Genomic DNA, 14,196 nt, shown 5'->3' with positions numbered 1-14,196 from the left:
AGCTTAAATTCCGTATTTACCAGATTTGAATCCAAGTTTTGTTAAGCCTTGTTTTACTTCAGGTGCATTCATGAATAATTTCCATAATAAACCTGTTCTGTAATTTTCGATCATAACCACTTCAGGGCCTTGATCAATTGCCAGATAACGTTTTGCTGCCCATTTGTTTCCTAAACTAAGTGCATCATAAAAACCTGCATCTCCCCATGTTTCATCTTTATGATTATCATATAAGTTTCTGATTAAAGCCATCGATTCTTTTGGTGTGTACACTATTGAACTGATTGCAGCAGTAGGTGAAATCACACCTTGATCGTTGCTTGGCATGTGTGCATTATATCCAATAGAACCATCAGGATTTCTAGAATATGATGCTGTTAAACCCCAATAATCTGGGCCATAACCTGCATTTTTATTTGGATTTTGAACGCAATACTGATAATTGATTTTGGTTTGGTTTACATTTAAATCCCAGTAGTTTGCATACTTATCTGTTAACTGATTTGGATCTAAACCTACATAAGAATAATGTGCCCAGAATAACGGACCTCCAAATTCTTCTGCACCATTGTGCTTTAAAATAAGTGGAATATTGTATTTTGTTTTTGAAGAAACTATGCCACCGCTTCTCGCCCATCCTTCGTGATATGCTTTCGCATCGATTGTATGAGTTGGCGAAGACGCTGCCATTACATAAGTGATCAGACATTCGTTATAACCTTGAAGAGGAAAATTCATTTCCCAGGCATAACTCGGAGACCAGTGCCAGTATAGAACATTTTTATTATTTGTGTACCATTGCCAGTCAACACCTTTCCAAAGTGCATCAAATTTTTGTGCTACAGCTTTTTCTTTTTCAGAACCATCTTTAAGATATTCACGAACTGTAATCATTCCTGCAACCAAAAATGAGGTTTCGACTAAATCGCCTCCATTATCCTTGGTTCCAAAAGGTTTTACTTTTCCTGTATTTCCGTCAATCCAATGTGACCATGCTCCGTGAAAACGATCTGCTTTGCCTAAAAAATCTGCAATTTTATTAAGACGTTCTACACCTTGCTCTTTAGTAATATATCCTTGAGACATTCCTGATACAAGAGCCATTAATCCAAAACCTGAACCTCCTGTTGTAACGATATTTGAATCATTTTCAGGATAATTTCCGTCTGGATGGTAACGTTCTCTGGCTAATCCAGAATTTGGTTCTGCATAATCCCAGAAGTATTTAAAAGTTTGTTTTTGAACAGCGTCTAAAAGCTGTTCGTCTGTTAATGCTGTAACGCCAGAGGTATTTTCCTGTGCATTTTCTTTCGACTTATCATTCGATCCACAACTAAAAAAAGCAAAAGCTAAAAATAAAACTGAAATTCTAATCATTATAAAGATTTTGAGATTGTAATAAATAATCACTTCCTCCAGAATGATTCTGGAGAAAGTGATATAAGATTTTGATTAATAACCGCCTGGGTTTTGAGTTGAATATCCCACTGATTCTCTAATGAAAAATGTTGGTATAGGCCATAATTCATGTTTTCCAACCACAAATGTTTTTCCATCTGCCGCCATAGCTGCCTGCGCCTGACCTGTTCTAACAAGATCAAACCATCTGTCATGTTCAAAAGCAAGTTCTACCCTTCTTTCTTTCCAGATTGCGGTTCTCACATCTGCTTGCGAAACTGCAGGGGTATCACCTAAATTAGCTCTGTGTCTTACTTGGTTTAAGAACGGAACTGCTGCACTTGTCTGCCCCAATTCATTAAGAGCTTCTGCTTTCATTAATAAAACTTCAGCATATCTTAAATATCTTAGGTTTGTATCTGTAAATTCAAGATTGTAAAAATCTGATGAGTATGCTTTGTAGTTGTACATCGGATTTGTTACTGTTGAAGCCACAACTCTTCCATCATATAAAACTGAACCTCTAAAGATAATTGTAGCATTTTTTCTAACATCACCTGGCTCGTAAGCATTAGCAAGGCCTTGAGTTGGTGTGTTGAAACCCCAGCCCCATCCTCCAGCACCTCTTGGTGCCTGAGATACAGTATAGTTACCAATTCCTAATTTTTGATCAGAAGTTGGTGAACCAACACCGTTGATTTCAAAAATTGATTCTGAACCAAATTCACCTTCTAATTTAAATTGTGAAGAATAATCCGCAACTAATGAATAGCCCGTTACTTTATCACAATTATCAATTACAGCCTGCCAGTTTTTCAAGTATAAATTTACTTTTGCTAATAATGCATAAGCCGAACCTTTTGAAACTCTTTGTTTGTCATTTCCTGAATAAGTGCTTTTTTCTGGTAACGCCTCAGCAGCTTCTGCTAAATCTTTTTCAATAAAAGCATAAACATCAGAGACAGGTCTACGAGTTAACTGCATTTCTTTATCTTCTGGTGTTAACGGTATATTAGCTAAACGGTCAACAATTGGGACTGCACCATACCCTTTTACTAAAGTAAAGTACATGAAAGCTCTCATGAATTTTGCTTCGCCAATTAATCTATTTCTCAATGCAGGAGTTACTTTGTCTAATTGCGGCAGATACGTTAATGCCTGATTACATCTATTGATTCCGGCATAATTTGCTTTCCAAACACTTTCAAATGATGGAGTTGAAGCATTGTAAGTTAATGCATCCAATACATCCTTATCTGCACCAGTATCCCCTGGGTCAGAACCTTTATCTGCATCATCAGAAATAATACTTGTTACCCCATTCCATCCAAAAGATGACATGTCCCAAGATAAAAACTGGTTGTAAATAGAGGTAACCAATTCTGCAGCTTTACTATCAGTATTTAGATATTCTACATCAACAGGAATTTTATCCGTCTGATCAACATCTAAAAAATCATCTGAACATCCTGAAAAGAGTCCAGCAAGTATAAACAATGATATATATATTCTTTTCATAATATTAAAATTTTAAATTAGCTCCAATAACAAATGATCTCAATGATGGGTAAGCATCTAACTCAACTCCCTGAGTACCTGTAACTAATTCTCCGTCTCCCAATGCTTCCGGTGAAAACCCTGAGAATTTTTGAGTAATAAATGGATTTACAGCATTTACATAAATTCTACAGTAGTTGATAAATCCATTTTCATTTAAAGGAAGTTTGTATCCAACTGTAATGTTATTAATTCTAAAAAAGTCAGCTGATTCTAAGTAATAAGTTGAAGCAACAGGAACTTGGTTAAATGGAGCCGGATTTGAAGCCGTTGTGTTTGTTGGAGTCCAGAAATCACGAGTTAAAGAAGCCTCTACATTTTCTCCAGAAAAACGCTGTGCTTTTTTACCATTGTAGACTTTTGCTCCTCCTGTACCATATCCGTCAACAGAAAAATCAATAGCTTTATATGTTAAACCTAATGTTACACCGTAGTTTGCTGTAGGTAAAACTGAACCAACATATTTTTTATCATTAACTTCATTTAAAGCGCCTTGAGCAACTTTATTACCACTTGCATTGTAGTATAACATTTGTCCATTTGTTGGATCTATTCCTGCATATTCGTACATGTAAAAACTTCCTATTGGCTGTCCAACAGATGTAATATCAAGTATTTTAGTATTCTGACCGTTCCCTAAATTTCCTGCTACAATTGGAGCAATTGAAGGATTGTTCAAACTAGCTAATTTATTTTTGTTGTGAGAGAAATTACCTCCAACCCAGTAACTTAAATTATCATTGATTTTATCATCCCAACGAAGAGCAATTTCATAACCTTTGTTTGAAACCTCTCCTACGTGAGTAGCAGTTCTTTGAGTAAGTCCTGAAGTTGAATATGGTAAAACATATAAAATGGCATTTGTTGTGTTTTTATCATAAACATCAAAAGATCCTTTTAATCTGTTATTAAACATTTCAATGTCAAAACCTGCTGAAAGTTCTTCAACAATTTCCCATGATAAGTTTGGATCTACAGCTGAGTCAACAGTAATTCCTGAACTTGAATCTGGTCCATAATTTAACCCTGAAGTAAAAGTCTGATTGTTCAAAGGCACTTTCTGATTTCCTAATCTACCCCAAGAACCTCTAATCTTTAATAAATCAAGACCTTTTACATTGCTTAAGAAATTTTCTTTAGTTACAATCCATCCAGCACCAAATGATGGGAAAGTTCCCCAACGGTTACCTTCAGAAAACTGTGAAGATCCGTCGCGTCTTACTGTTCCTGTAAACAAATATCTGTCCATTAATTTGTATTGGAAACGTGCAAAATATGATGATAATTTTTGCTGATTTAATGCTACATCTGTATAACCAACAACATTTGCAGCATAAGGAACGCCGTCTAATGCCCAGTAATTAGAATTAGCTTCGACATTTTTTCTAGTAATACCAAGTTTTTCTCTTGTACCAATAACGTTTGCCTCAATACCCGCAGTCACCTCAACATCGTGAATTTCAGCAAACACTTTATTATAAGTAAAATAGTTAGATAAGTTCCAGTTGAAATATTGATCTCTATTTCTTGTTAAGGTATTGATATTACTTTTTGGATCGTATGCATCTACAACTCTGTTTGGGTCTGCAGCTAACCAAATAGCTAGATTGTCAACATAATTATATTGCTTATAAGTATAAAACTCTCCGTTAAATTGGGAAGTGAATTTTAATGATTTTGTAATATCAAAATCTAATTTTAAACCTCCTTGTAAAATAACAGTTTGCTGTTTTTCATTATTATAATCGATAGCACTTACTGGATTTCCAACTGAATTAAATTGAGAACCTGTTTCTGCAGCAACTCCATTATTTACAAAAGGAACACCATATTTACCATCAGCATAACGCACTGGTACGATTGGCGATTGTCTGTAAGCTGTTGTAAATGCAGATAATGGTTTTGGTGTGTTTTTTATTGAGCTCACACTAAAATTCTGGCTTAATTTAAGTCTTTCAGAAATTTTATACTCGTTGTTACTTCTAATAGTTGTACGAGAATAATCTGTTCCATTCAAAATTCCTTTTTCTTGGTAGTTTCCTGCACTTAAAAAGTATTTAATACTTTCTGATGAACCAGACAATGCGAGATTGTTTTCTGAATAAGTTCCTGTGCGCGTAATTTCATCATACCAATTTGTATTAATTGGCTGATTCAAAGAAAATTTAGCTGGATCGTTAAAAGCGGCATTACTATAACGAGCAAACTCCTCACTATTAGCCATTTTCACTTTTTTCAAAGCAGATTTAAATCCACTATAACTATCAAAATCAATAGTCATTTTACCTTTACCAGCTTTTGTAGTAATCATGATCACACCATTCGCACCTCTAGTACCATAAATAGCAAGTGCAGAGGCATCTTTTAGAACTTCATAAGAAGTAATATCATTTGTGTTAATGTTATTGATGTTGTCAGTTGGCATTCCATCCACAACATATAAAGGGTTTCTTCCTCCTAATGCTGTACCAACCCCCCTGATAATTACTGAAGGTGTTCCTCCAGGCGTATTAGAAGAAGTTACTTGAACCCCGGCTGCTTTCCCCTGAATAGCCTGAGTTGCATTTGACACCTTCATTTTTGTAATTTCCTCTGATTTTAGAGAACTTACAGCAGAAGTATTGTCAATCTTTTTTCTTGTACCATATCCAATTACTACAACTTCTTTTAAGGCAGTATCACCTGCTTCTTTTAAAGTAATTGTCATTGGTGCGGCAGTTGCCGGTACAGAAACTGAATCAAAGCCTAACATAGAGATTTTTAAAATGTCTCCTGGTTTTGCATTAATTGTAAAGTTTCCGTCGAAATCTGCATCAGCAGTTGCTCTAGCGTCAGATGAAGCAATGATTGCTCCCGGAATCCCCATTCCGCTGCTGTCAACTACTTTTCCTTTAATCGCTTGTGCCTGCCCAGACATATATGCTGGAAGCATTAAGAGCACAAATAAGCTAAAAATAAAATTTTTCATACAGTTTGTAATCGTTTAAGTTAGTAGAGCCAAATTAAGCAATTACAACGTTGTAGTACATCAAATACCACTACTACACAGCTACATCATTGTGTTAAAAAACAAATTTATTACAATGATTATCAACACAATAAATGTTAAAGAAAATTCATTAACATAACGTTATGATGTAGTAATGATGTATTAGAATTATGTAAAAATTGATGATTAAAAATATAAAATCTTTAAAAAATAAAACCAAATCTTACAGAGTTAATAAAAACTTCGACAGGTTTTCGTCCTGAGTCAGGTTTAGCTTCTTTCTAAGGCGATATCTATGCAGTTCTACACCTCTAAAAGAGATATTCATCATAGGTGCAATTTCTTTTGAAGAAAGATTCATTTTTAAATAAACACACAGTTTAATATCCTTTGGAGTTAATTGAGGATACTTTTTAGATAAATTTATGATAAACTCATTATGGATTTGATTTAAGTTAGTTTCAAATATTTCCCATTCGTGTTTATTTACTTCATTTATCTTAATTGCTTTTTTGATTTCACTTTTAAGTTTATTGAAATCTTTTTCAGAGTCCAGAATATTTTGAATATTCTCGATCATTTCACTTTGTTTAGCAATAGACAGAGATTTTCCTGCGACTTCAGAAGATTTACTTTGCAGTTCAAGTTCAAGAATATGTTTTTCATATTCCTGAATATTTAATTCATTTTCTTTTTTCAGCTCCATTTCAAGAATTTCACGCTGATGCTTCAATTCTTCGGCTTGTAATTTTAATTTTTGAGTATAACGAAGTTTATTCCATTTGTAATAGAAAAACAACACTGCTCCTATTACTAACAAATAAAGGAAAATCATCCAAAAAGAAAAATACCAAGGCTGCGCAACTTTAAAATCAAAACTGGAAACTTTATCATAATTAGCCCCGTCATTTTTAAAAATCACAATAGAATGCGATCCGCTGCTTAAGTTGTTTAAAACAATTGCACCATTTGAAATCGGAATATAATTTTTTCCTTTATTAATCTGATAAAACAAATTGGGTTTACTGGCACCATAAATTCCGGAGATTACATTTACACGAAGTTCTGTGTTGTGTTTTATCTTACCTTCATTTGGCAATAATTCTTTTTCATTATAAGCTTCAACTTTTACTCCTTTATTTTGTTTATTTTCATAACCGAGCTGAAGTGAAATAAAACCGTCATCAAGATTCATTAAATAATGATTGTGGCTTCTAAAAATTCTCAGATTTTCGTTAATGAGTTTTCCTTTGTAATATTTCTCCTGAATCATATTCCAGACAAACTTATTGTCATGAGAATAAATATGATACAAAATACCTTCCTGAAGTACTATAAAATGATCTTTATCGATCGCTACAACATCGGTAATGTTTTTAAAATTGGTATTGAATAACTCATTTTCTTCTAATTTATTAGAAATAGAATTAAACGTGTACCAAACATTATTAATTAGAAAAAGTATTTCATTTCTAAATTCAAAAATTTTTACACCAAAATCATTTGCGATTTTACTCTGCTGTGTAATATTTTCGACTTTTTGGGTTTTAAAATTATCATCAAAAAGCACTCTGTATAAACCTCGGTAATTGTCGGCTGCCCAAATTTCATTTTTCTTATTTTGAGCTACATATTTTATAGGCTTTGAAAGATCATTAATTTTTATGCTCTGTGTAAGGTTTGAAACATCATTATATACTAAAACGCCGCTATAAGTCGATTGAAAATAAGTTTCATTTATCATACTTTTAGATAAATTCCACCCGCCGCTAATGTTGTTTATTTTAGTAAGCGCTCCTTTTTCGTAACCAAAAGTTCCGTCATTATGACCAATGATATATTTTTCTCCTATTTTAGTAATATTCCAGCCCTGACCTTGTGTGCCGGGCATCATTTTAAAATTTCCTGAATTGAATTCAAAAATTCCATGATTAGAAGCAATTAAATATCCTTTATCTATTGTTGCTACAGAATATACAGATCCTAAAATACCAGAATTGTCATAAAAAAAGGAAATAGGCGAATTAATTTCGACATGAGCAATTCCGTTATCAAGTCCCAGCCATAAATCTTCTTCTTTGTCGAAACCAATGCTTAGAACAGAATTGTTCATCAAAACATTATTTCGGTCAATATTTTTAAAGGTATTTGTATTGAAATCATAAATAAAAACACCTTTATTTCCTGTTCCTACAACAAGTTTATTGTTTTTAATAAATTTCGCTACATTAATTCCATTCGACTTAAAAGTTTCGTTTAATGGATTATCCCACGGTTTTAAACCATTTTTTTCGACTACATAGATTCCTTTCTTCTGCGTAAAAATGTAAGTTTGATTTTTGTATTTCTCAATTGCATGAACAACTGTGTTTTTTAAAATATCCCATCCTTTTGGATTTGAAATCTTTGACCCATCCATTTTAAAAAGACCTTTGTCTACAGAAGCCACGTAAACATTATTGTCTACAACAAAACAATAGGAAATTAAGAATGGAAACTTGATTTTTTTGATATGTTTTCCATTATAAATAAAAACATCATTAAAAGACTGAAAATAGAGTGAACCATTGAATCTAAAAATCTTCCAGATTTCTTCATTATCTTTTTCATCAAACAAACGCAGGTTCTTTGTAATCGAAACATAATGCATTTTTCCGTTTTCGCGGTACCAATACCCAAATTCTTTATAGGATCCGGAGTAAATTCGATCACCTTCAATTAATATCGAACGAATAATGGTTTTATTAGGAAGTGAGTATTTTTCCCAAACAACACCATCATATCTAAGCAGATAGTGATTATTGGCAAAATACATCGCTTTATCTTTACCCTGAGCAACATTCCATATTTGATTGTCGCCCTGATAATCTGATTTATTGTAATTTTCTACGAAAGGAAGTAATTCTTGTGCTTGGATTTGAAAACCAATGAAAAAGAAGAAAACTGATTTTAAAAGTATCGATTTCAAGATATTCGGATTTAAATCCAAAGATAATCACAAATATTTAATTTTCAGCTTTAAAAACAAGATGAGATTTAGCCCGTAACAGCAATCAGCAAAGTTAGAATACCGATTATGAGGCATAAAGGAGCAAAATAATGTGAATCATTCTGTCCGAATTTGGTATTTTTTATTTTTTTGAAAAACCCAAGATATTTGAAATCTCCAATTGCTCTTACAGTAAATATTGTCATTAAAATCCAAAGACCATATTTTTCCAGCCAAAGCGGCAACACTGCAGAAACGATTCTGACTTTTATTAAATAAAAAATACCAAAACCAAACAAACCAACAGCAACTATCAATGTAGGCACTATTCCTGGATTTTTTGGAGGAGTTTGTGCATCAGGTGTCGGATAAACACCTTTAGTTCCCCATTTTCCTCCAGAAGCCCAATAAACATGGATTAATGAAAGAAAAAGAAATACAAAAAATAGTAGTACTGCAATGATTTTTGCCATTGTTAAAGTTTATTTTTAAGAGATTAATTCTCTAATAACTGATAAACCTGATTTGCAATTTCAAATTCTTCGTCTGTTGGCACAACCAGAACTTTTACAATAGAATTTGGAGTATTAATTTCTCTAATTTCTTTAGAACGAATTTGATTCTTTTCTTTGTCAATTTCAATTCCAAAATAATCCATATCTGTACAGATTAAATTACGCATAAACGAAGAATTTTCTCCAATACCAGCTGTAAATACTATGGCATCTAATCCGTTTAAAGCTGCGGCATAAGAACCAATTGTTTTTCTAATTCTGTAAGCATTCATTAATAATGCCAGCTGGCAGTCTTTATCGCCTTCTGATGCTTTAGATTCAATATCACGAAGATCACTATATCCGGTAAGACCAAGCATTCCGCTTTGTTTTAGCAGAATAGAATTCACTTCATCTGGTGTATAACCTAAGCTTTTTACCATATAAAAAATAACCGACTGATCTATATCGCCTGCACGGGTTCCCATAACTAAACCATTTGCTGGCGAAAACCCCATAGTGGTATCGATGCTTTTTCCGTCTTTTACAGCTGTCATACTACAGCCGTTTCCTAAATGAATGGTAATGATTTTAGAACCTTTTTCTAAATAATTAATCGCCTTTTCTGAAACATATTTATGACTTGTTCCATGAAAACCATAAACACGAACTTTATGTTCTGTTAAAAGAAAATTAGGAATAGCATATTTATGTGCTTCAACCGGAATTGTCTGATGAAAAGCGGTATCAAAAACGGCTACTTGTTTTGCAGAAGCAAAAATTTCTTCGGCAACGTTTATTCCAACTAAATGTGCCGGATTGTGAAGCGGAGCCAGTTCTGAAAGTTCTTTAATTTTTTCTTTTACTTCTTCGGTAATAACTGTTGTGTTCGAAAAATAACTTCCTCCATGAACCACTCTATGCCCTACTGCGGCAATTTCTGATGTGGTTTTTATTACTCCCGTTTCTGGATCCAGAAGCATATCGGCTACTTTTTGCAATCCTACTTTGTGAGTTGGAACTGGCAGTATTTCTTCAAATGAATTTGAAGCTGTTTTAAAAGTAATATTTGATGTTTCTAAACCAATTCTGTCAATCATGCCTGAACAAATTACTTCATTTGCCGGCATTACCATTAATTGATATTTAATTGAAGAACTTCCTGAGTTTATAATTAGTATTTTCATTTCTTTTTTAAGGTTCTAAGATGCTGAGTTTATAAGGTGCTGAGTTTTTTTTTAAGACTCAGAACTTTTTATTTTATATTTTTAATGTAACGAATTCAAATTGAAATAAAAGTAATTTTAAGGCAAAGTATAATTCATAATTTACCATTAACAATTCACAATTATTTACATTCCCTGTGCCTGAATCGCTGTAATTACGACTGTATTAATAATATCATCAACCGTACAGCCGCGGCTTAAATCGTTTACAGGTTTGTTTAGTCCTTGTAACATTGGTCCAATTGCCAAAGCTCCGGTTTCTCTTTGAACAGCTTTGTAGGTATTGTTTCCGGTATTTAAATCAGGAAAAATCAATACACTTGCTTGTCCTGCCACTTCTGAATCCGGCATTTTACTTTTTCCAACACTTAAATCAACTGCTGCATCGTACTGAATTGGACCTTCAATTTTTAAATCTGGTCTTTTTTCTTTTACAATTGCTGTAGCTGTCCTTACTTTGTCTACCTCATCTCCTTTTCCAGATGAACCAGAAGAATATGAAAGCATAGCTATTTTTGGTTCAATACCAAAAGCTAAACTTGATTCTGCCGAAGAAATTGCTATTTCTGCCAATTGTTGTGCCGTTGGGTTTGGATTGATGGCACAATCTCCAAAAACAGAAACACGGTCTTCTAAACACATAAAAAACACAGAAGAAACTACAGATGAATTTGGTTTGGTTTTAATGAATTGCAATGCCGGTAAAATGGTATGCTGCGTTGTATGTGCTGCACCCGAAACCATTCCGTCTGCATGGCCTTTATACACCATCATGGTTCCAAAATACGAAACATCTTCCATTAAATCCCTTGCCATTGTAATACTTACGTTTTTAGCTTTTCTAAGCTCGTAATAAGTATTAGCATAATCTTCATACATTTCAGATTCTATTGGGTTGATGATGTTTACTTTTGAAAAATCTAAAGTGATGCCTAGTTCTACGACTTTGTTTTCAATTTGTTTTTTATCTCCAATAATCGAAATATCGACCACATCCATATCTAACAATCTTGATGCAGCCGTAATAATTCTGTCGTCATTTCCTTCTGGCAGTACAATATGTTTTCTATGCTGTTTAGCCCTTTTAACCATATTGTATTGAAACATTTTCGGCGTCATGCCTTCTGCCTGGAAAGTGATTAATCTTTCAGATAAAGCGTCGTTATTAACGTATTTCTCAAAAGTAGTTATTGAGGTTTCAATTTTATGCGTGTTGTTGGCATAAATCTCAGATTTAATCGATCCTATTTTATTTGTAATATGATAAGTACCGCCATCAACAGCAATAATAGGAACAATTGCAGAAAGTCCTTCAATGAGTTTTAAAATGCTTTCCTCAGGAACAATATTGCCGGTTAAGATAATTCCCGAAATAGTGGGATAATTAGCCGATTCATTGGCTTGTAAAGCTCCTAAAATAATATCAGAACGGTCTCCCGGAGTAATCACGAGAGCATTATCGTGTAAATGAACCAGATAATTATGAAGCTGCATCGCTCCAACGCTGTAATGTCCAATTTCATTATTCAGATAGTTTTCTCCAAACAAAACTTTGGCGTTCAATTCGTTTACAATTTCCTGCATGGTTGGGTTATTCAAACTCGAAATAAGCGGAATTGTATTGATTAAAACATTTGAAGGTAAAGTCTTCTGCAGACTTTTTGTAACCAATTCAATATTTTCCGGCTGTACTTTATTTGCAAAAACTGACAGGACTTCTACTTCTTTTACTTTGAAAGAATCATAAACTAAGTACAAACTGTCTAAAAGTTCTTCTAAGGTTTTACCAACTCCTGAACCTACAATTATGGTTGGAATTCCCAGATTCTTAGCAATTAAAACATTTAAATCCAATTCGATCGAAGTTCCTTCGCCTGTAAAACTCGTTCCTTCAACCAAAACAAAATCAAAGCGTTCTTCGAGTTTTTTGTATTTTTCAATAATAAGATCCAGAACCTCGCCTATTTTTCCTTTGTTTTTCTTTTTAATCAATTTGCTTTTTGTAATTGCATAGGCATCTTCAAAATCAATATCAAGGTTAAAATAAGACAAAACGGTTTCGATATGATTATCAACCTCACCATCAACAAAATCTTCGATTATAGGCCTAAAATAACCCACTTTAGCCGTTTTACCAATCAAGATACTCATTAAACCGAGTGTGATAATTGATTTACCACTGTTGTAATCACTAGTGGCTATATATATTGCTTTACTCATAATTATTTATATTATTCTCAATAAAAAATTTACACAAATCAAATCGTTCAACAGTTTGCAACAAACGTTAAAACCAACGTCGTTTTTTGAAATAAACGATTAGGGCTATTACCAATAAAAACATGATGCCCATGACCACAAAATAGCCGTTTTGGGTTTTAAGTTCGGGCATGTTTTCAAAGTTCATTCCGTACACTCCAACAATAAAGGTCAGCGGAATAAATATGGCTGAAATTATAGTCAGCGTTTTCATAATTTCATTCATTTTTCGGCTTTGTTCCGAAAAGTAAAAGTTAGAAGCACTTTCCAATGCACTCATATCCGATTCTATCTGTTCTAAAAGTTCTAAACTCTTTTGATGCAGCCTGATAAAAAAATTAAATGTTTCTCTTTGAATTAAGCCGTTGTTTTCATCATCGTCTTTAATCGTTTTGAGATAATACAATGAATCTCTAAGTGGAATTATAGAACGCTTTAAGAAGTTTAAATTATCGCGATGATTTTCAATTTTTTCTAAAATAACGGGCTTTGCATCTTTTTTAGTCAAATTGATTAATTCTTCTATTTTATCTTCTTCATCTTCGAGTGTAATATAGAAGTTTTCCATAACGGCATCTAAAAGTAAATACAAGAGATAATCTACTTTTTTTGTTCTTACAATTCCTGCATGTGTGCGAAGGCGCTCACGAATATGGGTAAAGAAATCGCTTCGTTTTTCCTGAAACGAAATTAGTATTCCTTCTTTCAGAATAAAACTAATTTGTTCAACGCTTATATTATCTGAATATTCAGAAGGCAGAAGTGATTTTATATTGAAAAATAAAACGTTTTGCTGTTCTTCTAACTTGGTTCTTTTGGTTGTGTTTAAAATATCGGATAAAAGAAAATCATCGAACTTAAAATGCGTGCCAATTGTTTTAAGTAAGTTAATATCATTTAAACCATGAACATTTAACCAATTATTTTTAGTGTAGTCAAAACAAGAATTCAAAGCTAAAACCGTAAACTTATCATACTCAATAACATCTGCATCATCATATACGAAAAGCTGCATTTCTGTTTCATGCTCTTTATGCGAACCTGTGTACTCTAATGTAATATGCTGCAGCTTGCGTCCCTTTTTGTATTTGATCTTTCTCATTCAAAAAAATTTACAATAGTAATATTACGAAAAAGAATCTGAATGAGAAATGACAATTGTCAGTTTGATCAGAAAGATTTAAAAAGATGGGGCGATTTAAAAAGTAATCTTTTTACTACTTTTATATTAACTTAAACAAAAAAACCGAGCCATTTCTGACTCGGTTTTCTATCTTAATACTT

At 33.1% G+C, this 14,196-nt stretch carries 8 protein-coding genes; all 8 read right to left on the bottom strand.

From position 1 onward, the window contains the following. Window positions 1–3 precede the first annotated feature (3 nt). Window positions 4–1,377 carry a glucoamylase family protein gene (locus PQ462_RS08300; protein WP_274253077.1) on the bottom strand — a complete coding sequence of 458 codons (1,374 nt, stop codon included), beginning with the start codon at window positions 1,375–1,377 and terminating at the stop codon, window positions 4–6. Between the two features lie 75 nt (window positions 1,378–1,452). Then, a complete protein-coding gene (locus PQ462_RS08295) occupies window positions 1,453–2,916 on the bottom strand; it encodes a RagB/SusD family nutrient uptake outer membrane protein (protein WP_073409163.1) in 1,464 nt (487 codons plus the stop codon). A 4-nt stretch (window positions 2,917–2,920) separates the two neighbouring features. Further along, a complete protein-coding gene (locus PQ462_RS08290) occupies window positions 2,921–5,923 on the bottom strand; it encodes a SusC/RagA family TonB-linked outer membrane protein (protein WP_274253076.1) in 3,003 nt (1,000 codons plus the stop codon). Window positions 5,924–6,167: 244 nt separating this feature from the next. After that, window positions 6,168–8,912, bottom strand: a complete 2,745-nt coding sequence (locus PQ462_RS08285; RefSeq protein ID WP_274253075.1) for a helix-turn-helix and ligand-binding sensor domain-containing protein — start codon at window positions 8,910–8,912, stop codon at window positions 6,168–6,170. 68 nt (window positions 8,913–8,980) lie between these two features. Further along, window positions 8,981–9,406: a DUF3995 domain-containing protein gene (locus PQ462_RS08280; RefSeq protein WP_274253074.1), complete on the bottom strand. Its 426-nt coding sequence runs from the start codon at window positions 9,404–9,406 to the stop codon at window positions 8,981–8,983. 23 nt (window positions 9,407–9,429) lie between these two features. Then, window positions 9,430–10,614: an acetate/propionate family kinase gene (locus PQ462_RS08275; protein ID WP_274253073.1), complete on the bottom strand. Its 1,185-nt coding sequence runs from the start codon at window positions 10,612–10,614 to the stop codon at window positions 9,430–9,432. 165 nt (window positions 10,615–10,779) lie between these two features. Beyond that, a complete protein-coding gene (gene pta, locus PQ462_RS08270) occupies window positions 10,780–12,873 on the bottom strand; it encodes a phosphate acetyltransferase (protein WP_274253072.1) in 2,094 nt (697 codons plus the stop codon). A gap of 67 nt (window positions 12,874–12,940) precedes the next feature. Next, entirely contained in the window at window positions 12,941–14,014 is a 1,074-nt protein-coding gene (corA, locus tag PQ462_RS08265; RefSeq protein ID WP_274253071.1) for a magnesium/cobalt transporter CorA, read from the bottom strand. Window positions 14,015–14,196: the final 182 nt, after the last annotated feature.

Origin of the sequence: Flavobacterium sp. KACC 22758 (assembly GCF_028736135.1) — a bacterium.
GTDB classification, from domain to species: Bacteria; Bacteroidota; Bacteroidia; order Flavobacteriales; family Flavobacteriaceae; genus Flavobacterium; species Flavobacterium johnsoniae.
This window is presented reverse-complemented; position numbering and strand designations above follow the sequence as displayed.